Raw genomic sequence first — 21,420 nt, 5'->3', positions numbered from 1 at the left:
CGTGCGGTCGGAAGGGTGGGTCCCGGCGGGGGGCGGCTCGCCCGCCGCGATCACGGTCCGCGTGAACCTGTCGGTGGGTCGTTCTAGGCTGTGAGCATGGCTTTCGCATCCGAGATCCCCGAAGACCGGCCGCTGGCGCATTCGGAGCATCGGCCCATCGGTGATATCGAGCGGACCGAGGGGCAGTTCCAGGTGGTCAGCGAGCATGTGCCCGCCGGTGACCAGCCCGCGGCCATCGCCGAACTGGAGAAGCGCATCAACAGCGGTGAGCGCGATGTGGTGCTGCTCGGCGCCACCGGTACCGGTAAATCGGCCACCACCGCCTGGCTCATCGAGAAGTTGCAGCGGCCCACGCTGGTCATGGCCCCGAACAAGACCCTCGCCGCGCAGTTGGCCAATGAGCTGCGCGAGATGCTGCCGCACAACGCGGTCGAGTACTTCGTCTCGTACTACGACTACTACCAGCCCGAGGCGTACATCGCGCAGACCGATACCTATATCGAGAAGGACAGCTCGATCAACGACGATGTCGAGCGCCTGCGGCATTCGGCCACGTCGAGCCTGCTGTCCCGGCGCGATGTCGTGGTGGTGGCGTCGGTGTCCTGCATCTACGGTCTCGGTACCCCGCAGTCCTATCTCGACCGCTCGATCGAGCTCGAGGTCGGTCATGAGGTGGACCGCGACAAACTGCTGCGGCTGCTGGTCGATGTGCAGTACACCCGCAATGACATGTCGTTCACGCGCGGCAGTTTCCGGGTGCGCGGCGATACCGTCGAAATCATTCCCAGCTATGAGGAATTGGCGATCCGCATCGAATTCTTCGGTGACGAGATCGAGGCGCTCTACTATCTGCATCCGCTCACCGGTGATGTGGTGCGGCAGGTCGATATGGTCCGCATTTTCCCGGCCACCCATTACGTCGCGGGTCCGGAACGTATGGAACGCGCGGTGAAGGATATCGAGGCCGAACTCGAAACGCGCCTGGCCGAATTGGAGAAGCAGGGCAAATTGCTGGAGGCGCAGCGGCTGCGCATGCGCACGCAATACGACCTGGAAATGATTCGGCAGGTCGGCTTCTGCTCGGGCATCGAGAATTACTCGCGCCATATCGACGGCCGTGGCGCGGGCACCGCGCCCGCCACCCTGATCGATTACTTCCCGGATGATTTCCTGCTCGTCATCGATGAATCGCATGTGACCGTGCCGCAGATCGGCAGCATGTACGAGGGCGATATGTCGCGTAAGCGGAATCTGGTGGAGTTCGGTTTCCGGCTGCCGTCCGCGGTCGACAATCGGCCGCTCACCTGGGAGGAGTTCGCGGACCGCATCGGGCAGACGGTGTATCTGTCCGCGACCCCGGGCAAGTACGAATTGGGCCAGTCCGGCGGTGAATTCGTCGAACAGGTGATTCGCCCGACCGGTCTGGTCGACCCGCACGTGGTGGTGAAGCCGACCAAGGGCCAGATCGACGATCTGGTGAACGAGATCCGGTTGCGCACCGAGCGCGATGAGCGCGTGCTGGTCACCACGCTCACCAAGAAGATGTCCGAGGATCTCACCGATTATCTGCTCGGCCTGGGCATTCGGGTGCGCTATCTGCATTCGGAGATCGACACCCTGCGCCGCGTGGAGTTGTTGCGCCAGTTGCGACTCGGCGAATACGACGTGCTGGTCGGCATCAACCTGTTGCGTGAGGGCCTGGACCTGCCCGAGGTTTCGCTGGTCGCGATTCTGGACGCCGATAAGGAGGGCTTCCTGCGCAGCGGCACCAGTCTCATCCAGACCATCGGCCGCGCGGCGCGCAATGTCTCCGGTGAGGTCCACATGTACGCGGACAAGATCACCGACTCCATGGCGCACGCCATCAGCGAGACCGAACGCCGTCGCGCCAAGCAGGTCGCCTATAACGAAGAGCGCGGTATCGATCCGAAACCGTTGCGCAAGAAGATCAATGACATTCTCGACACCGTCTATCGCGAGGCCGAGGAGACCGAGGTCGAGGTGGGCGGTTCCGGCCGCAACTCCAGCCGCGGCCGTCGCGCCCAGGGCGAACCCGGGCGCGCGGTGTCGGCGGGCGTCTTCGAGGGCCGCGACGTCAAATCCATGCCCCGCGCCGAACTCGCGGACCTGGTCAAGGATATGACCGCGCAAATGATGAACGCCGCCCGCGAACTGCAATTCGAGCTCGCGGGCCGCCTGCGCGATGAGATCGCCGACCTGAAGAAGGAGCTCCGCGGTATGGACGCCGCCGGATTGCAATGAGCGATTCAGCCCTGCTGGGCCATCCATTCGTTGACGCGGCGCTCGGCCTCTTCGCGGGGGACGTCCTCGACGCGGGTCATGCAGACCCAGCGGTAGCCGAAGGGGTCGTAGAGGACGGCGTAGCGGTCACCGGTGACGAAGGTGGCCGGTTCGTCCGCGATGCGCGCCCCCGCGTCGCGGCCGCGTTCGATGACGCCGTCCACATCCGGGCAGTAGTGCACGATGCTGGTGTTCAGGGTCTCGCCATTCGGGGCGATGAGACCGCTCTCCGGAATCGGCATGCCGACCTGGATGGTGGAGTCGCCGATCAGCAGTTCGGCGTGCGCGGGCTGGCCGTCGGGAAGATCGTTGCGGCTCACCACCTTCGCGCCGAACACGGTCGTATAGAAGTCCAGGGCCCTATTGCCGTCGGGGACGGTCAGGTAGCAGGTGATGGAGTGGTAGTTCTCCGGGATCGGATGCACTGCGTTGCTCATGGCGATCACTCTGCTCGTCCTGCCGCCGCGGATCTTGTAAGAAAGCGACAGCCTCATGACCAGCGCTGATACGCCGCCGCCGGGCCGCCGCCCGGTGCCGCCGCCGGAGACCGCCAAGGGCATCCTGCGCCCGCGTGAACAGATCGCGGCCAGCAATCACGCCCGTTTGCCGGCGGGGGAGCAGGTCGCGCGCTACGTCGAGTTCTACTGGTCGGTGCACTGGGATCGCACCGGCCTGCCGCCGTATACGGCCGAGGTGCTGGGCTTTCCGGTGGTGAACCTGACCTTCGAGAACGCGCACGATCGGCGCGGTGGTTTCGTCACCGGCGTCTGGACCACCAAGTATGTGCGCGAATTGTCCGGTGTTGGTGACACTTTCGGTGTGAAGTTCCGTTCCGGCGGGTTCGGCGCGTTCACCGGAATGGATGTGGGGGCGCTGCGCGATACCGCGCTCCCGGTCACCGAGGTGCTGCCCGATGCGGCGGGCCTGTCCGAACGCGTGCTGGGCGCCACCGAGCTGGAACAGCGCCGAAAGCTGGTGGAGGACTTCCTCATCGAGGCCATCGACCGCCGCGCCGTCGCCGACGACACCTCCTACCACCTGGTGCTGAGCATTATCGACGCGATGGAATCCGATCGCGATCTCACCCGCGTCGACCAGGTCACCGAACTCTTCGACATTCCGATCCGCACCCTGCAACGCCTGTTCCGCCGGTACGTCGGCGTCAGCCCGAAATGGGTGCTGCGCCGCTTCCGCCTCCAGGACGGCGCGCATCTGCTCGCGCAGGGCCGCAGCTCGGATCTGGCCGCGCTGGCACTGGACCTCGGCTACTTCGATCAGGCGCACTTCTCCCGCGAGTTCGCGACCGAGATCGGAATGCCTCCGCTGGAATACGCCAAGACCTCGCTACCCTCCTGAACAGCAAGATCGGGAATGTGCACGCCCCTGATGTGGTTGGTTGCCGTATCACCCTATGGCAGGAATCGACTAAGGAGCGGGCCATGGATGTGCTGGTATTGATCGGACGGATCCTGTTCGTTCTACTGTTCCTCTCCTCGGCGGTCGGGCATCTGACCCAGTCCGAGGCCATGGCGCAGTACGCGCAATTCAAAGGGGTTCCGGCAGCCCGATTGTCGGTGCTGGGCTCCGGGGTACTGCTGCTGCTCGGCGGGCTGAGCGTGCTGCTCGGCGTCTGGGCGGATCTGGGCGCCCTGCTGCTGGTCATCTTCCTGGTCCCGACCGCGTTCATCATGCACGCGTTCTGGAAGGAAACCGATCCGCAGGCCAAGCAGACCGAGATGATCTCGTTCAATAAGGATCTGTCGCTGGCGGGCGCGGCGCTCATGCTCTTCGCCTTCTTCGCCTATGTCGGCCACGATCTCGGATTGACGCTGACCGGACCGCTTTTCAGCCTCTGATGCCCGGCCCGGCGCGTTAGTATTGCGCGTCAATGATCGGCCGTAGCGACAGGAGCGAGGATGACCATCCTCAGCGTGATTCTCGGCTGGTTCTGGGCCGACTATCACGAGCTGTGAGGTAGCGGTTTCACGGCCCATCCGGTGCGCGCCTCGCACCGGATGGGCCGCGCCGTATCCGGGCGAATTTCGCCGTTGTGATGAAAGTCCCAGGCGCGCAATGCGGTTGGCGATTTCTGGGAGGTCTCACAAACGCCCGCCGAATTCGCTGGTAGTGCGGGCCCTATCGGCCGACGTCACAGAATGTGCGTTGTATCCGGCACGGCACGCGAGTGTGATGTGGGGCGATATCGAAAATTTCCGCCGGTTATGCCGCTATTGTCAGGCGCAGTTGTCGAGGCGGTAACCACGAAGGTGGACGCCACGACCCCGACCCTTGTACTTGGAGGAGAGAATGACCGCCTACCGGACGATTGTCGTCGGTACCGATGGCTCGGACTCGTCGTACGTCGCCGTCGAGCGGGCCGCGGCTCTGGCCGGCGACGAGGGTGCGACGCTGTACATCGCCTGCGCGTACTACCCGACGGATGACCGTGATGTCGCCGCCGCCGCCGACGTGCTCAAGGACGAGGCCTACCAGGTGCGCGGCTCCGCGCCGACGAGCGAGATCCTGCGCGTCGCACGCGATAAGGCCGCCGCCGCCGGCGCCGCCAACGTGGTCGAGAAGGCCGTCGTCGGTGAGCCCGTGGAATCCCTGCTCGCCCTGCTCAAGGAAGTCGACGCCGACCTGCTCGTCGTCGGTAACCGCGGCCTCAACACCCTCGCGGGTCGCCTGCTCGGCTCCGTCCCCTCGGACGTGGCCCGCAAATCCCGCAGCGACGTACTGATCGTGCACACCGTGCGCTGACGTTGAACGACGAAGCGGCCGTGACCAGTTGGTCACGGCCGCTTCGCTTTGTCCGGGGTCTCGTCAGGCCAGGCGATTCAGTACCGGGGGTAGATCCTCGGTGTGCACCACGGCCAGGCGCTGGGTGGCGCGGGTCAGGGCCACGTAGAGGTCGTTCATGCCGCGGGGGGATTCGTCCAGGATTTGCCGGGGTTCGACGAGGATGACCGCGTCGAATTCGAGGCCCTTCACATCGTGGACGGTGAGCACGCGGGCCGAATCCGTCGCCAGGTGAGCGAGTTTCGCGGCCAGTTCGTGCGGCACGATGACCGCGGTGGTGCCGGGGTGCTCGGCCTCGGCGGTGACCAGGCGGCCCACCTCATCGGCGAGTTGCCCGGCGGTGACTCGATGCGCGGCGGGTTCGAAGCCCGAATCGCGGACCGATCGCGGAATGGCCGCACCGGGATCGATCTCGGCGAGCACATCCGCCGCTACCGCCATGATCTCCGCCGGGGTGCGGTAGTTGACGGTCAACTCGGTGAGCTTCCAGCGTTTGGCCACATAGGGTTCCAGCACCTGCTGCCACGACGACGCGCCCGCCGGATCACCGGTCTGGGCCACATCGCCGACGGCGGTGATCCAGCGATTCGGAATGCGCCGCATCACCATTCGCCACGCCATCTCCGAAAGCTCCTGCGCCTCATCGACGATGACATGCCCGTAGGTCCAGGTGCGGTCGCCCGCGGCGCGTTCGGCGGTGGTCTGGCTGGTGCGCACCTGCTGGCGTTCGGCGAGCTGACTGGCGTCGATGAGGTCGTACGCCATGAGCAGTTCGGGATCGAGCTCATCCTCGAGATCCTGCGGTGCGGAGCCGGTGAGGATATCGAGGGCGTCCTGCGCCTCGGCGAGCTGGGCGCGCCAGCGGCGGCGGGAGCGCTCACGCTCCTCACTGTCGTCGATGCCGAGCAGTTCGGCGAGCTCGTCCAGCAGCGGCGCGTCGGCGGCGCTGAATTCACCGTTATCGCTGCGCGCCAGTTCGGCCCGATCCTCCGGGCTCAACTGCGAGGCGGCGTTGGCGAGTCGTTTGGCATCGGCCCACAGCCCGCCCAGTACGTCCTGCGGGGTGAGCAGCGGCCACAGTCCGGCGATGGCGCGCTGGATATCGGCATCGGCCCGCATCTCATCGCGGATCTCGGTGAGATCGGTCTGGCTCAACAGGTTTCGCCCGCCCAGCGGATCCGCGCCGATGATCTGCGCCAGCTGATCGGTGAGCGCGTCCACCACGCCCGCCGCGAAGATCGGTCGCGCCAGATTGTGCGGTCGCCGCGAGGACCGCGCCCGCCCGCGCGCCTTGGTGACGATGCGCCGATCCAGGGTGAGTTCGCGCCCGTCGAAGTGCAGCCGGATCGGATCCTTGGGAATCTCCTGCCAATCCCGCACGGCCTTCTTGAGCACCTCGAGCATGTCCAGGGAACCCTTGAGTTCCCCGGCGCGCAGCGAATCCTCCAGCGTGGCGCGCACTCCCGGATACAGATCGCCGATGGTGGACAGCAGCACCCCGGTCTCACCCAGCGAGGGCAGCACCTGCCCGATGTAATCCAGGAAGGTCGAGTTCGGCCCGATGATCAGCACACCAGCCTTGTCCAGCTGCTGCCGGTAGGTGTACAGCAGGTATGCCGCACGATGCAGCGCCACGGCGGTTTTGCCGGTGCCCGGCCCGCCCTGCACCACCAGCACGCTCTTGTGCTCGGAGCGGATGATGGCGTCCTGCTCGTGCTGAATGGTCTCGACGATGTCGTTCATATGCCCGGTGCGGGCGGCATTGAGCGCGGCCAGCAGCGCGCTCTCACTGCCCACGCCGCCGTCATCGTTGATGACGCCGTCGCGGCGGGCGGTCTCCAGATCGAGGTATTCGTCGTTGACCGAGGTGACCTTGCGATTGCGGGTGCGGATATGCCGCCGCCTGGTCACCCCGTCCGGTGCGGCGGTGGTGGCCAGGTAGAACGGCCGCGACATGGGCGCGCGCCAATCCAGCAGCAGCGTCTCGTAATCGGCGGCCTCGTCGAGAATGCCGATGCGCCCGATGTACCGGCGCTCGCTCTCGGGCGCGGCGTCCCCGTTCGCCGAACTCCCATTACCGGAGCTCCCGTTGCCCGAAGGGCCGTCCCCGTCTCCGGAGCCGTCCGCGCTCTCGGGCGCGAGATCGATGCGGCCGAAGCACAATCCGTGCTCGGCCGCGTCGTACTTGGATAGATCCTCCGAATACAGCTGGGTGAACGATTCCCGTTCACTGCGGGCCTGCGGTGTGCCGCCGGTTTCCAGCAGCACCGTGCGCAGTCGTCGCTGCGCGTATTCGCGCATTCCGTCGAGCCGCTCGTAGAGCAGGGTCAGGTGCTGCTGTTCGCGTTCCAGTTCCGCCGCGGTCTTGGCATCGGAACTGGACGCGGACACAGAACGCTCCTCGGTGAGGTCGGGCAAAACGGAACTCCTTGTCACCACGCGGTGCTATACGCGCACAGCGCGCGAACCATCGAGAACAGAGTTATCGAGTCTAGTTCCCGTTTGCCCGACGCGCCGTACCGGCAGGTCAACCGTGACGTGTGGCGCGGAAACCGGGTCGGCGCATCGGTTCAGGAGGCATGCGTGGAATCACTGCGACGGCTCAGCGTGGTGTCCCGGTGCCCGGGCGGTTTGGCCCGGTACATGGCCAGATCGGCATCGTGCAGCACGGCTTCGGGGGTGCGCCCGTCACCGGGATGCAGCGGTGTGATCCCGATCGAGGCGTTCACCTGGATGCGATGCCCGCGCGCGATGATCGGCTCAGCCATGGTCTGCCGCAATCTGGTGACCAGCGCCTCCAAATCCTCGCCGAGGGTGCGCCCGGACAGCAGCACCAGGAATTCGTCTCCGCCGATGCGCCCCACGATGTCGTCCGAGCGCAGCCCGCGCTGCAGCCGCTGCGCCACGATCTGCAGCACGGTATCGCCGATGGCATGCCCGAGCGTGTCGTTGATGGTCTTGAAACCGTCCAGATCGATGAACAGCACCGTGGATACCGGCAGCGCCTCGCTGGTGCCCAGCGCCCCCGCCAGCCGGGACAGCACCAGCGCCCGATTGGCCAGCCCGGTGAGCGGATCGTGCGTGGCCTGATACTCCAATTGCCTTCGGCTGGCCCGGAATTCGGTGATGTCGTTGAACGATGACACCGCGGGTGAATTCGGGTCCTCGGGATTGAGCAACCGGCTGCTCGCGGACAGCCAGCGCCGCTGCCCGTCGGGCCGGTCCACCCCGAATACGAAGCGCGTCACCGTTTCTCCGGTCGCCAGCGTGCGGATCACCGGATACCAGGACGGCGGCATGGGCTGGGCGTTGGCGTCGAGCAGGCACAGCGGTATGTCGTTGAGATGCGTGCCCACGAGATCGTCGGCGTCATAACCGAATATGCGGCGCGCGGCCGGATTCGCGGATTCGATGCGCCCGTCCCGGTCGATGACCACCACGCCCTCCTCCAATTGCGAGACCACGGTGGTGAAGAACTGTTCGGCGCGTGCCTGCGCGGCCTCGGCGCGTCGTTGCGGGGTGAGGTCGTGCACCACCACCTGATAGGCGAGTCGTTCATGCCAGGCGGTGAGCACCGAGACGGTTTCGGCTTCGACGGTGCTGCCGTCGATCTTCACGAGCACCAATTCGGCGGGCTCGGAAGCGGTTCCGGCGATGGTGAGTCTGCGAATGCGTTCCAGCATGGCGGGCACATCGCGCGCCATCACGAAATTGGTGACCGGCTGTCCGACTACTTCGTCGATCTCCGTGGCCCCCAGCAGCCGCACCATGGCCGGATTGGCGTAGACGATCGTGCCGCGTTCGTGGACCACAACCCCGTCCGGGCTGTGTTCCACCAGCGTGCGGTACCGCTGGGCCAGCTGTTCGGCATCGGTCGGGGAGTTTGCCCGATCGTTACCAACCACCTCAAGCACCCCCTGGTCGTCGTTGAAACGCTTCGCTGGAGCACGGCACTATGGTGTGAGCGGCGGGGTTTGCTGGAAACCGCGCCGAACGTATTGGATCAATCACAGTTCCGCACAGCATCGGCCTGTTGGTGGTGATCATTACAGGCACCGGCTCTGGGAAGGATCGATGCAATGCCTGGCACCAACCCCGCTCCGAACACTGCGATACAGCACCAAGATCATATGACCATTGCCGGAATCGGTGCCGTCACCGGGTACGGCTGGGGTCGAGAAGCCCTCTGGGAGGGTTTGCTGAGCGGTAAGCCCGCAGCCCGGTTGCATCCAGGGTACGGCCCCGAACGCGATCGGCACGGATGGGTTGCCCGCGTGCCGGACGGCGGTGATCCGGAAATCGGCCCCAGCCGCTATGTGCGCGCGGTGCAGGAATCGGTGCGCGAGGCCGTCGCCGACGCCACCGCGCGCGGCTGGCGGCCCGGTCGCACCGTGGGTCTGCTGCACGCCATCGTGCTCGGCAATGTGTACGAGTGGCGGGATTTCTATGTCGAGGATCACGGGCATCGGCGCGCCCGCGACTATCTGCGATTACTGCCCTCGACCCCGAATGCGAACCTGATGCGGGAGTTCGGTTTCCACGGCCCCGCCATGAATGTGACCGCGGCGTGCTCCTCGGCCAACGCGGCGTTGATCACCGCGCAGCTGTGGCTGGCGCAGGGCATCGCCGACGATGTGGTGGTGGTCGCGTCGGATCTGTCCGCGACCCCGGACATGGTGGAGCACTTCGAATCCCTCGGCGCGGCCGTCACCGATGTGGAACCGCTCGTCGCCTGCCGCCCGTTCCAGGAGGGCAGTCGCGGTTTCAGCTGGGGTGAGGCGTCCACCGCGTTCGTGGTGACCCGCGAGGCGGACCGGCCCTATGCGGCGGTGCTGGGCGGGGCCATGACCAATGACGGCTATCACGTGATCTCCGTGGAGCCTTCGCACGAGCACATCTTCGAATGCGTGCGCCGCGCCCTGGCCAACGCCGCGGTGCGACCGGACGAGGTGGCGTATCTGAACGCGCACGGTTCGGGCACCCAGCAGTGCGATGACGCCGAAACCGCGCTGCTGGCCGAACTTTTCGAGAACAAGCCGCTGGTCTGCGCGACCAAACCGCTGACCGGGCACTGCCAGGCGGCCTCGGCGGGCGTCGAAGTAGCCGCCGTCGCAATGGGATACGACCGCGGTGTGGTGGTGTCGGCGCCGATCGTCGCGCCCGCGCACGCCCGCCTGGTCGACGGCGTGATCTCCGGCGGTGACGGCGTCACCCTGAAAACCGCGCTCGGTATGGGCGGTAACAACTCCGCGCTGGTGCTGGGCCCGGTCTGAGCCCGATTCGGGGACAACCGGATCCGCGTCGACGGGCTCGTTCAGTGCAGCGGGACCGACCAATTCAATTTCGTGCCGGTCTGCTCGCCCGCGGTATCGCGTTGCGGGTAGACCGCGAGCCGCCCGCCGGACTGTTCGGCGCGATGCGCGAGATTGGTCAGCCCGCTGGGTGTGATGCCGTCCGGAATACCGCAGCCGTTATCGGCGACCACGATGGTGAGATCGTCCGCCACCCCGATATCGATGGTGATGGTGTCGCCGCCCGAATGCCGCACCGCATTGCTGACCGCCTCGCGCACAACGGCTTCGGCGTGATCGGCGAGCGCGGGTTCGACCACCGACAGCGGTCCGGTCACATGCATGAGCGCGCGGATCCCGGTGGCCGTGGTCTGCTGTTTGATCGCCCGCTCGAGGCGCTGGCGCAGCCGGGTGCTGTGCCCGTTGCCGCCGTGCAGATCGAAGATGGAGGTGCGGATCTCCTCCACCACATCCTGCAGATCGTTGATGGTGTCGGTAAGCCGTTGCGCCACTTCGGGAACGCGGGCGCGCGGCACCGTGCCCTGGAGTGAGAGCCCGATGGCGAAGAGCCTTTGGATGACGTGATCGTGCAGATCCCGGGCGATCCGATCGCGATCGGTGAGAATGTCGAGTTCACGCATGCGCCGCTGCGCCACCGCCAATTGCATTGCCAGCGCGGCCTGATCGGTGAACGCCGCGATGAGCTCCACCAATTCGTCCGGGTACGGACTGGATTCGGCGGCGCGCAGGATGATCAGCACGCCCAGCGTGGAATCGGGGGTGTGCAGCGGCAGCACCAGCGCCGGTCCGATCCCCGGAATGGTCTTGCCCAGATCCACCTGCCGGGCATCGTCGAAGCGCAGCGGGGTGCGGGTGGTCAGCGCGTGCCCGACCGCGGTGCCGATGGTGCGCACGGTCTTACCGTCCGCACCGCCGCCCGGTCCGGACCACTGCGCGATCACCAGTTCGGTGACATCCTCGGGCGGTGTCTCGGGATCGGCGACCACCGCGAGCAGCGCGCGCTGGGAGGCGGTGAGTTCGCGGGCGTGTTCCACCACGTGCGCGAGCACTTTGGTGGGATCGGTATCGGCGAGGAATTCGGTGGCGATATCGCGGGTCGCCTCGATCCAGGCCTGCCGGGTGCGCGCGGATTCGTAGAGCCGGGCATTGTCGACGGCGATACCGGCGGCCGCGGCCAGCGCCTGCATCAGCACCTCGTCGTCCTCGGTGAAGGGGTGCCCGCCGGATTTCTCGGCCAGGTACAGATTGCCGAACATCTCACCGCGAATGCGCACCGGCACACCCAGGAAGGTGCGCATGGGCGGATGGTGTTCGGGAAATCCGACGAAGGCCGGATGCCGCGTAAGGTCGTCCAGCCGAATGGGTTTGGATTGTTCGGCGACCAGTCCGAGCACCCCGTTGCCCTCCGGCAGCGCGCCGATGAGCATCCGCGTCGGTTCATCGATGCCGTGATAGATGAACTGGGTCAGCTGCTGATCGTGCCCGCGTACGCCGAGCGCGCCGTAGCGGGCGTCGACCAGGCTGGTGGCCGCGCGCACGATGGTGCGCAGGGTTTGATCGAGGTCGAGTCCGGAGGTGACCGCGAGCATCGCCTCGACCAGTCCGTCGATGCGATCGCGGGCGTCGATGATCTGCTCGACGCGGTCCTTGACCTCGGTCAGCAATTCCCGTAACCGCAGTTGGGACAGTGTGTCGCGTACGGAGTAGGGGCCCGTGCGGTGCGTCTCGTGCATGCTCGTCCTGCCTTGTCCGGCAACCGATTCCACCCCATGCAACCATCCGCCAACTTTTTAGCGGAAGAATTTCCAAAAAATAGCCCGGATTGGGACCTTCGCCCCTGTCGGCCACGTACGCGAGCGTGTTGTCATAGGAGCGGGTTGCCGGGTCGGAATCGGGAAAGTGGGTCGGCTATGGGCGGATTCGATGTGTGGTCCAGTGGAAGTGACGAGGATTTCGTGGTGACCACGCGCGGGCCCGTACCGGCCGCCGAAGTGACCCGCGTGGTGCGCGGACTGGGCAGAATCCTGCGGCGCCACGGGGTGGAAGGGCCGGTGCGGGCACGCCTGCACTGGCCCGACTCCGATGATGAGCAAACGTTGACCCAAATATCGATCCGGACGCTGGGGAAGGCGTTCCGGGTACAGGTCGCCGGGCCGGGACGCTTCGCGACCACCTTCGCTTTGGAGCGCCTGGACCTGCGGCTGGGCTGCCCACCGGAGGAAGCGTCCCGGCCCTGGCCCGATCCGGCGCGGCCCGCGCTGGCCCTGGTCACCGATCCGCGCCCGATCGTGCGGCGCAAGGATTGCCGACTACAGGTGTCCACCGCCGGCGCGGCCGCCCGGATCCTGGACGCGATGGATTTCGACGCGCACCTCTATATCGACGCCGAGACCGGCGCGGACGCGGTGGTGTGCTGGAACGGCGCCGAAGGTGTGCGGCCGGTGCGCCGCCATCGCGACAGCGTGCCCGCACTGCACGAGGACGAGGCCGCCGCACGACTGTGCCTGGGCGGATCGCCGTACCTGTTCTACACCGATCCGGACACCCATCGGGGTCGGCTGCTGTACCGCCGATTCGACGGTGACCTGGCCCTGGTCACCGCGGCGGGCTCGGAGGAGCGCCCGCGCGATCGCGGTTTACAGCCGCGCGCGATCGTGGTGCCGTGTGTGCGCCGGAACATCCCGGAACAATCCGGGTCCGAACAGTCGTTGTGGTTCACGGACCGACTCGTCCCGGAGTGACCTCGCGCGCAATTTCCTTCATCTGACCAGCGTTTCCGCGTGCGTAACCGAACTTGTCGGTGGGCACGCCTAGCATGGCGTCGGGGGTATGTCTTGATGCCGAAACGTTGGAAGGATGGCCGGTGGCGGATCGCCTGACGGTGCGTGGAGCGCGGGAGCACAACCTGAAAGGGGTCGATCTCGACCTACCCCGCGACAGTCTTATCGTGTTCACCGGGTTGTCCGGGTCCGGTAAGTCCTCGCTGGCGTTCGACACCATCTTCGCCGAGGGTCAGCGCCGCTATGTGGAATCGCTGTCGGCGTACGCCCGGCAATTCCTCGGGCAGATGGATAAGCCCGATGTGGATTTCATCGAGGGCCTCTCGCCCGCGGTGTCCATCGATCAGAAGTCGACCAACCGCAATCCGCGGTCCACGGTCGGCACGATCACCGAGGTCTACGACTATCTGCGCCTGCTGTTCGCGCGCGCGGGCACCCCGCACTGCCCGACCTGCGGTCATCTCATCGAGAAGCAGTCGCCGCAGCAGATCGTGGATCAGGTGCTCGCAATGGAGGAGGGCATCAAGTTCCAGGTGCTCGCGCCCGTGGTGCGCACCCGCAAGGGCGAATTCGTGGATCTCTTCGAATCGCTGAACGGGCAGGGCTATTCGCGTGTGCGGGTCGACGGCGTGGTGTACCCGCTGACCGATCCGCCCAAGCTGAAGAAGCAGGAGAAACACGATGTCGAGGTGGTCATCGATCGTCTCGCCGTGAAGCCGACATCCAAACAGCGCCTGACCGATTCGATCGAGACGGCGCTGCGGCTGGCCGACGGTGTCGTGGTGCTCGATTTCGTGGATCGCGATGAGCACGCGCACGATCGCGAGCGTCGCTTCTCCGAGCGGCTGGCCTGCCCGAACGGGCATCCGCTCGATATCGAGGATCTCGAGCCGCGCTCGTTCTCCTTCAACTCGCCGTACGGTGCCTGCCCCGATTGCACCGGTCTGGGTATTCGCAAAGAGGTCGATCCGGATCTCGTTGTGCCCGATGCGGAATTGAGCCTGGGCGAGGGCGCGATCGCGCCGTGGTCGCGCGGGCAGACCGCCGAATACTTCACCCGTCTGCTGTCCGGCCTGGCCGAGGCGATGGGCTTCTCCATGGACACCGCCTGGCAGGATCTGCCGCCCAAGGCCCGAAAGGCCGTGCTGGAGGGCAGTTCCGAACAGGTGCACGTCTCGTACACCAACCGGTACGGCCGTAAGCGTTCGTACTACGCCGATTTCGAAGGTGTGATGCCGTTCCTGCAGCGGCGCATGGACAACACCGAATCCGAATCGGCCAAGGAGTACTACGACGGGTACATGCGCGATATCCCGTGCCCGGTCTGCAATGGCGCGCGCCTGCGCCCGGAGATCCTGGCCGTCACGCTGCGCGCGGGGGAGCAGGACCGCTCCATCGCCGATATCTCGGACCTGTCCATCGGTGATGCCGCGGACTTCCTGAACTCGCTGACCTTGGACGACCGGCAGGCCGCGATCGCCGCGCAGGTGATCAAGGAGATTCAGGCGCGGCTGGGCTTCCTGCTCGATGTCGGCCTGCAATATCTGTCGCTGTCCCGTGCCGCCGCAACGCTTTCCGGTGGTGAGGCGCAACGCATCCGGCTCGCCACCCAGATCGGTTCCGGACTGGTCGGCGTGCTGTACGTCCTCGACGAGCCGTCCATCGGCCTGCATCAGCGCGATAATCGCCGGTTGATCGAAACCCTCACCAGGCTCAAGACTCTCGGCAATACGCTGATCGTGGTCGAACACGATGAGGACACCATTCACGCCTCGGACTGGGTGGTCGATATCGGCCCGCTCGCCGGTGAACACGGTGGTGAGGTGGTGTACTCCGGTCCGTATCCGGGTCTGCTGACCGATCCCAAATCCCTCACCGGCGCATACCTTTCCGGCCGCGAGAGCATCGAGGTGCCGCTGATTCGGCGGCCGATGGACAAGAAGAAGCAGCTCACCGTGGTGGGCGCGGTCGAACACAATCTGCGGAATATCGATGTGAATTTCCCGCTGGGCATTCTCACCTCGATCACGGGTGTGTCCGGGTCGGGTAAGTCCACGCTGGTCAACGATATTCTCGCGACCGTGCTCGCCAATAAACTGAATGGTGCGCGCCAGGTTCCGGGTCGTCACACCCGCGTGAACGGTCTCGATCATCTGGACAAGCTGGTGCAGGTCGATCAGTCGCCGATCGGCCGCACCCCGCGCTCGAACGCCGCCACCTACACCGGCGTGTTCGACAAGATCCGCACCCTGTTCGCCGCCACCACCGAGGCCAAGGTGCGCGGCTATCAGCCCGGCCGGTTCTCCTTCAATGTCAAGGGCGGCCGCTGCGAAGCCTGCTCGGGCGACGGCACTTTGAAGATCGAGATGAACTTCCTGCCCGACGTCTACGTCCCGTGCGAGGTCTGCCACGGCGCGCGCTACAACCGCGAAACCCTCGAGGTGCACTACAAGGGCAAGACCATCGCCGAGGTCCTGGATATGCCGATCGAGGAGGCCGCCGAATTCTTCGAACCGGTCACCTCCATCCACCGCTACCTGGCGACGCTGGTGGACGTCGGCCTCGGCTACGTCCGCCTCGGCCAGCCCGCGCCGACCCTGTCCGGCGGTGAGGCGCAGCGCGTCAAGCTCGCGGCCGAACTCCAGAAGCGCTCCACCGGCCGCACCATCTACATCCTCGACGAGCCCACCACCGGCCTGCACTTCGAGGACATCCGCAAGCTGCTCAAGGTCATCAACGGCCTTGTCGACAAGGGCAATTCGGTGATCGTCATCGAACACAACCTCGATGTCATCAAGACCTCCGACTGGGTCATCGATATGGGCCCCGAAGGCGGTTCCGGCGGCGGCCAGGTCATCGCCGAAGGCACCCCGGAAGACATTGCCGCCGTGGCGGACAGCTACACCGGCCAATTCCTGAAGACGGTCCTGGAAGCCCAGCCCGCCCCGAAGGCCGCAACCGCCCCGGCGAAGAAGGCCCCGGCCAAGAAGGCGGCCGCCAAGGCCAGCAGCACGGCCAAGAAAACCACGACCGCGGAAAAGAAGCCCGCCGACGCGGCAGCGAAAAAGGCCGCAGCAGCCCGCCGCAAGGCCGCCGCCCTGCGCTGACGCCAGCCGCCTCCGTCATCCCGGCGCGCTTCTTGGCCGGGATCCACACCACGGTTGCATCACCCGCCGATGTGGATCCCGGCCAAAAGCATGCCGGGATGACGGGGGAAGATCCTTCATGCCGTGCCAGCGGGCAGGCTCTCAGAGCATGCCGCCGGGGATGGCCGCGACCAGACCACCGTCGATGATGAGGTCTTGGCCGTTGATGTACGACGCCTCATGTGATGCGAGGAAGGCGACGGCCGAGGCCACATCCTCGGCGGTGCCGAGGCGTGCTGCCGCGACGGCCGAGATGACCTCGGCGTGGGCGTCCACCGACACGGCCTCATGGAACATCGGGGTTTCGATATAGCCCGGGCTGACCGAGTTGACGCGGATCCGGCGCGGCGCGAGATCTGCCGCGAGGGTGTGGCCGAGATTGTGCACGGCGGCCTTGGTCGCGGAGTAGACGGTTGCGCCCTGGAGTCCGCGATGCAGGGTCCAGGAGGCGTTGATCACGATCGCCGATCCGTCCACCAGCAGTGGAAGCGCCTGCTGGATGGTGAAGTACACGCCCTTGAAGTTGACCCCGATCACCCGATCGAATTCCTCTTCGGTCACCTCTCCGACCGGTCCGAACGACCCGATGCCCGCATTGGCGAACAGCACGTCCAGCCGTCCGAACCGCTGCCGGATGGTGTCGACCAGCGTGGTCAGATCCACGCGATCGCCCACATCGCCCACGACCGCCAGCACCCGTTCCGCCACAGCGCCTTCCGGCAGTCCCCGTTCGAGTTCGGCGACGGCGGCATCGAGTCGCTTCTTACTCCGCCCGGTAATGATCACGTTCGCGCCCTCGGCCAGCAGCCGGTGCGCGGTCGCCAACCCCATACCGCTGGTACCGCCGGTAATGAGTGCGATCTTGTCCTGAAATCGAGAAGTGCTGTGCGTCATGGCATTCAGCCTGCCGAGCACGGCCACCAGCAAACAGTGCGCAGTCAACCTGGGTCCGCCACCACCAGGATGATGCGCACCGTCGTCATCCCGGCGTGCTTGTGGCCGGGATCCACACCGGTTCGGCGAGCAGTCCGTCCACCCGCTCCAGCGTCCCTGTTCCGGCCTTGGGGTTGTACAGCTCCAAATACCACCCCGGGTGGTCGATGACGGCGAGTGTGGTTGTGTCGAAATACAGTTCACCCGCGCTGGGGTGGGTGATGGCCTTGACCTCCTGGGTGGGTGCGGCCACATCGTGCTGTGCCCACAATTCGGCGAATTCGGGGCTGAGCGCGGTCAATTCGGTGATCACCCGGCGCAGTTCCGGATCATCGGGCAGGTGCGCGGTCTCGGCGCGGAAGGCGGCCACGATGGTCGGGGCGACTCGCTCCCAATGTGCGTGGATGCCGCGGTAGCGGGCGTTGGTGAAGAAGGTGATCAGGCAGTTCTGATCGCTGTCGTCGTAGCCGAAGACGGCGCGGGTGGCGTCGTTGATGGCCAGGATGTTCCAGTACCGGTCGCGCAGGATGGCGGGTCGCGGTGTCCAGGCGTCGATCAGCTGCTGGAGTTCGGCACTCACTCGCGACTCCGGAACACGCTGTGCGGGTGGCGGATTCAGGCCCGCGAGCACGAACAGGTGGGCCCGTTCGGGCTGGCTCAACTGGAGCGCCCGCCCCACCGCCTCGAGTACCTCGGCGGAGGGGTTGATATCGCGTCCCTGTTCGAGCCAGGTGTACCAGGAAACGCCGACGCCGGCGAGCAGGGCGACTTCCTCCCGGCGGAGTCCGGGGGTGCGTCGCGTGCCCGCCGGCGGTAGGCCGACGTCGCCGGGTGTCAGGCGCGCCCGGCGGGTGCGCAGGAAATCGCGGAGCTGTTCCCGTCGCCGCTGCTTCGTTGCCGATGATTCGCTGACCATGCTTCGGGCAACAACGACGGGTCCGGTCTTACTCCGCGCCCGCCCTATTCCGTGCCGGGTGCGAGTCCGGCGGTGGCCTCGGCCTCGGTGAGTTTGCCGAAGTCGAGTTTGACCAGCTGATCGGCGAGGTGGAAGTAGCGGTCGTCGTGGGTGATGACGATGACCGTCTTACCGCGCGCCTTCAACTCGGCCAGGATCTCGGTGTAGAACACATCGCGGAACTTGGGTTCCTGATCGGCGGCCCATTCGTCGAACAGGTAGATCGCGCGATCCTCCAGCAGTGCGGTCAAGAGCGCCAGCCGCTTTCGCTGTCCCTGGGACAGGTCGATGGTGGAGAGCTTGCCGTCCTTGACGGTCACCTTGTGCGCGATCTGCAATTCCTTGAGATAGTGCCGCACTTCGTCATCGATGCCGGGGCGATCGAAGCCGAGGTAGTCGTCGAAGAGATGGAAATCGGTGAAGATGGCCGAGGTGTTCTGCCGGAACCACTCGATATTCTCGTGGTCGATGCGTTCGCCATTGAGGCTGACCGTGCCCGAACGCGGCACGTACAGTCCGGTGATCAGCTTGGCGAGCGTGGATTTGCCGCTGCCGTTACCGCCGACGATGAAGGTGATCTGACCGGGTTCGAAGGTGAGATCGATTGGACCCAAACGGAATCCGTCGCCTTCACCCGCCTCCGGCAACGCCATGACGGGCACCGGCCGCGGATCGCGCTTACCGTGATCGACCCAGCGATGACCGTTCACATCGGGTCCGGTGGGATGCGCTCCGCGGCGCGGCGGCGGAGGCCCGCCGGGACGATGCGCCCCCGCGCCCCCGGGGTGACCACCCGGATGCGGCGGATGTCCGCCGGGCGGACCGCCCGGACGTCCGCCGGGTTCCCCACCCGGAAGAGTCGGCGCGCCTTCGGGATTCGCCGCCTCCGGCCGTCCACCGGGATGCGGTCCGGTGCCCGGCGGCGGTCCACCCGGCCCCTCGTCCATCGGCGAACGCGCCTCGTACCGGTAGTTGTAGCTGACATTGGTCAGCTCCAACCGAGCCTCGGTGGCCGCGGGCCGATCGCTGTACGGCAGCAGCGATTCATTGTGCGCGGTCTCCATCGACAGGTTCATGCCGCGAATCTTGGCCAGCGCCACATCACCTCGCAGCAGATCCGGAATCCGGTGCATGAAGTTCTGCATCGGCATCGCCAGGAAGGTGGTGACCAGCACGTAGCCGACCATGACATCCTGGTGCACGCCAAGGGATTTGGCGACGACGAACAGGATCAGCGCCATGGTGGCGAGCTGCAAGCCCTGTCCCAGCCCCTGTCCGATGGAGAACCGCGATCCGGCCTCCACATTCTGATCCCGCAGTGCCCGAGCCGATCCCAGCAGATGCCGGTCCATGAAGTCCCTGCGCCGCCCGCGATGCAGCTTGAGTTCCTTGATGCCCAGCGTCACCGCCTGGAAGGAGCGCAGCAGTGCGTCATCGTTCTCGCGCGCCTCGCGGTACAGCACCCGCACCCGCTTGAGAAACAGTTCCACGGAGGAGATTCCGATAATGGTGCCGACCAGCGTGATGGCGAAGATCGGTCCCGAGAGCACCACCAGGAAGATGAAGCAGCCGATGATGGTCGCCACATCGACGGCGATGCTGGGAATCGCGGTGACCGCCTGCGACAGCGATCGAACGTCCTCGGTCAGCGTGGCCATGAGCCGGTGCATGCCGAGTCGTTCCAGATGCTCCAGCGGAGCCGAGACGATGCCCGAGCTCAGCTCCGCGCGGAGCCGGTAGATGGCGTCCTGTGCCAGCCGCACCAGCAGCACCTGGGAGAGCACGCCACTCACCAGGATCACCAGACCGGTGGCCGCGAAGGCCCATACGGTCACCTGCGGATGCGGTTCGGGTGATACGACCCCGCGGATCAGCGTCACCAGGTAGGTGTTGGCTGCGCCGCAGATCAGGCCGGCGGTGATGACGGCCGCGATCCGCATCCAGGAGATCGAGATGAGGAATCTGATGAGTTGCATGGCTTGCTCTCTGAAAGGTGCTGTGCGCGAGGATGATCAGCGGACGATGTCGAACAGGATGCCTTCGAGCGTCACGCCCGGCGCGAAGGAGAACGCGACGCCGGTGGAGAGCGGCTTGGGCGAATCCGCCTGGCGCGCCATCTCTTCCAGCACGAAGATCAGCGAGACGCTGAGCATATTGCCGTACCGCGCCAGCACGTCCCAGCTCACCGCGGCCTGCTCGACCGGGATGCCGAGCGAGGCGGCGGACTGCTCGATGATCTTGGGTCCACCCGGGTGGATGGCCCACAGGTCGATATCGGACTTGTCGAGTCCATTGCGCCCCAGCACTTCCGAGACCACCGGATCGACCCCGCGCAGAATGTACTGCGGCAGGCTCTCGGCGAGTTCGCAGGTGATGCCGTTGTCATTGACGCCCAGCACGATGCCGTCCTCGGCGTCGTCGAACAGGTAGCTGAAGCTGTCCCGGATGACGATCTTGCCGGGGGCGAGCTGCTGATGCGGCTGACCCGCGCCGATCACCACCGCCCCGCAGCCGTCGCCGAACAGGCTGTGCGTGATGACGTCATTGATGTCATCGTCGAAAACCGCGTTCACCGAACTGATTTCGATGCAGATGACCATGGCCTTCTTATCCGGATGGGCCCGGACGTAGTCCACGGCGGTGCGCATACCGTTCATGGCGGCGGCGCAGCCCATGAAGTTCACCACCACGCGGCCGACGGCGGGGGACAGCCCCAGCTGCTTGACCACGGCGACATCGACTCCGGGAGCGATGAATCCGGTGCTGGTGACGAAGACCAGCAGCCCGATCTGCGCGGCCGGATCGTCCAGCCCGGCGACCGCGCGCCGTGCCACATCGACCGCCAGCGGTGCGGCGTGCTCGTAGAACAGATTCATTCGCTCGCGAATGGTGGCGGGCTTGGAGCTGAACGGCAGGAACTCCTCGTCCAGCGGATCGATGGCCAGGCGGCGGGTGTCGATCCGGGTCTTCTGGTAGATCCGCGGAATGCGGGCCTGCTGCGCCGGATCGCTGAACCGCTCGGCGACCCGCTGGGCCGCTTCGCCCTGATCGATCACCGGCAGCGGGGAACCCGTTGCGATGCTTTCGATTACGCCGACGGTGGTCGGCGGGGCGGGCGGCAGTGCGGTGTCGATCCGGCCGTACCCGTGCTCGCCACCCGAAAGCCGGGCGATCGATACGGGCGCGGTGCCCCC

15 protein-coding genes are annotated in these 21,420 nt (G+C 66.0%); 7 read left to right on the top strand and 8 right to left on the bottom strand.

All coding sequences use genetic code 11. The features are described 5' to 3' along the window. Nucleotides 1-96: 96 nt before the first annotated feature. Nucleotides 97-2,262, top strand: coding sequence for an excinuclease ABC subunit UvrB (gene uvrB / locus ACFC0O_RS42020; RefSeq protein WP_375967943.1), 2,166 nt, complete (start codon nt 97-99; stop codon nt 2,260-2,262). Between the two features lie 5 nt (nt 2,263-2,267). Here uvrB and ACFC0O_RS42015 read toward each other — a convergent pair whose 3' ends face one another. Next, nucleotides 2,268-2,738: a VOC family protein gene (locus ACFC0O_RS42015; RefSeq protein WP_375967942.1), complete on the bottom strand. Its 471-nt coding sequence runs from the start codon at nt 2,736-2,738 to the stop codon at nt 2,268-2,270. Nucleotides 2,739-2,793: 55 nt separating this feature from the next. Between ACFC0O_RS42015 and ACFC0O_RS42010 the strand changes: the two genes are divergently transcribed. The 3 genes from ACFC0O_RS42010 (at nt 2,794) to ACFC0O_RS42000 (ending at nt 5,061) form a co-directional block, all read left to right on the top strand. After that, nucleotides 2,794-3,657 (top strand): DUF6597 domain-containing transcriptional factor, encoded by an 864-nt coding sequence (locus ACFC0O_RS42010; RefSeq protein ID WP_375967941.1) that lies wholly within the window; start codon nt 2,794-2,796, stop codon nt 3,655-3,657. 83 nt (nt 3,658-3,740) lie between these two features. Beyond that, on the top strand, nt 3,741-4,157 hold the full coding sequence (locus ACFC0O_RS42005; RefSeq protein WP_364643213.1) for a DoxX family membrane protein: 417 nt from the start codon (nt 3,741-3,743) through the stop codon (nt 4,155-4,157). Nucleotides 4,158-4,608: 451 nt separating this feature from the next. After that, entirely contained in the window at nt 4,609-5,061 is a 453-nt protein-coding gene (locus tag ACFC0O_RS42000; protein WP_375967940.1) for a universal stress protein, read from the top strand. Nucleotides 5,062-5,124: 63 nt separating this feature from the next. Here ACFC0O_RS42000 and ACFC0O_RS41995 read toward each other — a convergent pair whose 3' ends face one another. Together ACFC0O_RS41995 and ACFC0O_RS41990 are read right to left on the bottom strand one after the other, a co-directional pair. Beyond that, nucleotides 5,125-7,491, bottom strand: a complete 2,367-nt coding sequence (locus ACFC0O_RS41995) for a HelD family protein (RefSeq protein ID WP_375967939.1) — start codon at nt 7,489-7,491, stop codon at nt 5,125-5,127. 179 nt (nt 7,492-7,670) lie between these two features. Next, nucleotides 7,671-9,005, bottom strand: coding sequence for a diguanylate cyclase domain-containing protein (locus tag ACFC0O_RS41990; protein WP_375967938.1), 1,335 nt, complete (start codon nt 9,003-9,005; stop codon nt 7,671-7,673). Nucleotides 9,006-9,230: 225 nt separating this feature from the next. On the opposite strand from ACFC0O_RS41990, the gene ACFC0O_RS41985 reads away from it, so the two are divergent. Next, nucleotides 9,231-10,373, top strand: coding sequence for a beta-ketoacyl synthase N-terminal-like domain-containing protein (locus ACFC0O_RS41985; protein WP_375967937.1), 1,143 nt, complete (start codon nt 9,231-9,233; stop codon nt 10,371-10,373). A gap of 41 nt (nt 10,374-10,414) precedes the next feature. Here the strand turns inward: ACFC0O_RS41985 and ACFC0O_RS41980 are convergent, their stop codons facing one another. Next, nucleotides 10,415-12,145, bottom strand: a complete 1,731-nt coding sequence (locus ACFC0O_RS41980) for a GAF domain-containing protein (RefSeq protein ID WP_375967936.1) — start codon at nt 12,143-12,145, stop codon at nt 10,415-10,417. A gap of 177 nt (nt 12,146-12,322) precedes the next feature. Between ACFC0O_RS41980 and ACFC0O_RS41975 the strand changes: the two genes are divergently transcribed. Beyond that, nucleotides 12,323-13,153 carry a hypothetical protein gene (locus tag ACFC0O_RS41975; RefSeq protein ID WP_375967935.1) on the top strand — a complete coding sequence of 277 codons (831 nt, stop codon included), beginning with the start codon at nt 12,323-12,325 and terminating at the stop codon, nt 13,151-13,153. A 122-nt stretch (nt 13,154-13,275) separates the two neighbouring features. Continuing rightward, nucleotides 13,276-16,299 carry an excinuclease ABC subunit UvrA gene (gene uvrA, locus ACFC0O_RS41970; protein ID WP_375967934.1) on the top strand — a complete coding sequence of 1,008 codons (3,024 nt, stop codon included), beginning with the start codon at nt 13,276-13,278 and terminating at the stop codon, nt 16,297-16,299. Nucleotides 16,300-16,440: 141 nt separating this feature from the next. Here the strand turns inward: uvrA and ACFC0O_RS41965 are convergent, their stop codons facing one another. The 4 genes from ACFC0O_RS41965 to ACFC0O_RS41950 all read right to left on the bottom strand — a co-directional run bounded on the left by ACFC0O_RS41965 (nt 16,441) and on the right by ACFC0O_RS41950 (nt 21,399). Further along, complete coding sequence (locus ACFC0O_RS41965; protein ID WP_375967933.1) at nt 16,441-17,232, bottom strand: SDR family NAD(P)-dependent oxidoreductase; 792 nt, start codon at nt 17,230-17,232, stop codon at nt 16,441-16,443. Nucleotides 17,233-17,317: 85 nt separating this feature from the next. Continuing rightward, a complete protein-coding gene (locus ACFC0O_RS41960; RefSeq protein WP_375967932.1) occupies nt 17,318-18,187 on the bottom strand; it encodes a helix-turn-helix transcriptional regulator in 870 nt (289 codons plus the stop codon). Nucleotides 18,188-18,231: 44 nt separating this feature from the next. Beyond that, nucleotides 18,232-20,202: an ATP-binding cassette domain-containing protein gene (locus ACFC0O_RS41955; protein WP_375967931.1), complete on the bottom strand. Its 1,971-nt coding sequence runs from the start codon at nt 20,200-20,202 to the stop codon at nt 18,232-18,234. 36 nt (nt 20,203-20,238) lie between these two features. Then, entirely contained in the window at nt 20,239-21,399 is a 1,161-nt protein-coding gene (locus ACFC0O_RS41950; protein ID WP_364644183.1) for a 3-oxoacyl-[acyl-carrier-protein] synthase III C-terminal domain-containing protein, read from the bottom strand. Nucleotides 21,400-21,420: the final 21 nt, after the last annotated feature.

The organism is Nocardia sp. NPDC056100 (assembly GCF_042266325.1).
In the GTDB taxonomy this organism is placed as follows: Bacteria; Actinomycetota; Actinomycetes; order Mycobacteriales; family Mycobacteriaceae; genus Nocardia.
Note: the sequence above shows the minus strand (reverse complement) of the source record. Positions and strands in the feature narration are given on the sequence as shown.

Coding starts and splice junctions, on each gene's coding strand:
- ACFC0O_RS42015 (WP_375967942.1), bottom strand. CDS start 2,738: ATGAGCAACGCAGTGCATCCGATCCCGGAGAACTACCACTCCATCACC.
- ACFC0O_RS41985 (WP_375967937.1), top strand. CDS start 9,231: ATGACCATTGCCGGAATCGGTGCCGTCACCGGGTACGGCTGGGGTCGA.
- ACFC0O_RS42000 (WP_375967940.1), top strand. CDS start 4,609: ATGACCGCCTACCGGACGATTGTCGTCGGTACCGATGGCTCGGACTCG.
- ACFC0O_RS41975 (WP_375967935.1), top strand. CDS start 12,323: ATGGGCGGATTCGATGTGTGGTCCAGTGGAAGTGACGAGGATTTCGTG.
- ACFC0O_RS42010 (WP_375967941.1), top strand. CDS start 2,794: ATGACCAGCGCTGATACGCCGCCGCCGGGCCGCCGCCCGGTGCCGCCG.
- ACFC0O_RS42005 (WP_364643213.1), top strand. CDS start 3,741: ATGGATGTGCTGGTATTGATCGGACGGATCCTGTTCGTTCTACTGTTC.
- ACFC0O_RS41960 (WP_375967932.1), bottom strand. CDS start 18,187: ATGGTCAGCGAATCATCGGCAACGAAGCAGCGGCGACGGGAACAGCTC.
- ACFC0O_RS41965 (WP_375967933.1), bottom strand. CDS start 17,232: ATGACGCACAGCACTTCTCGATTTCAGGACAAGATCGCACTCATTACC.
- ACFC0O_RS41955 (WP_375967931.1), bottom strand. CDS start 20,202: ATGCAACTCATCAGATTCCTCATCTCGATCTCCTGGATGCGGATCGCG.
- uvrB (WP_375967943.1), top strand. CDS start 97: ATGGCTTTCGCATCCGAGATCCCCGAAGACCGGCCGCTGGCGCATTCG.
- ACFC0O_RS41980 (WP_375967936.1), bottom strand. CDS start 12,145: ATGCACGAGACGCACCGCACGGGCCCCTACTCCGTACGCGACACACTG.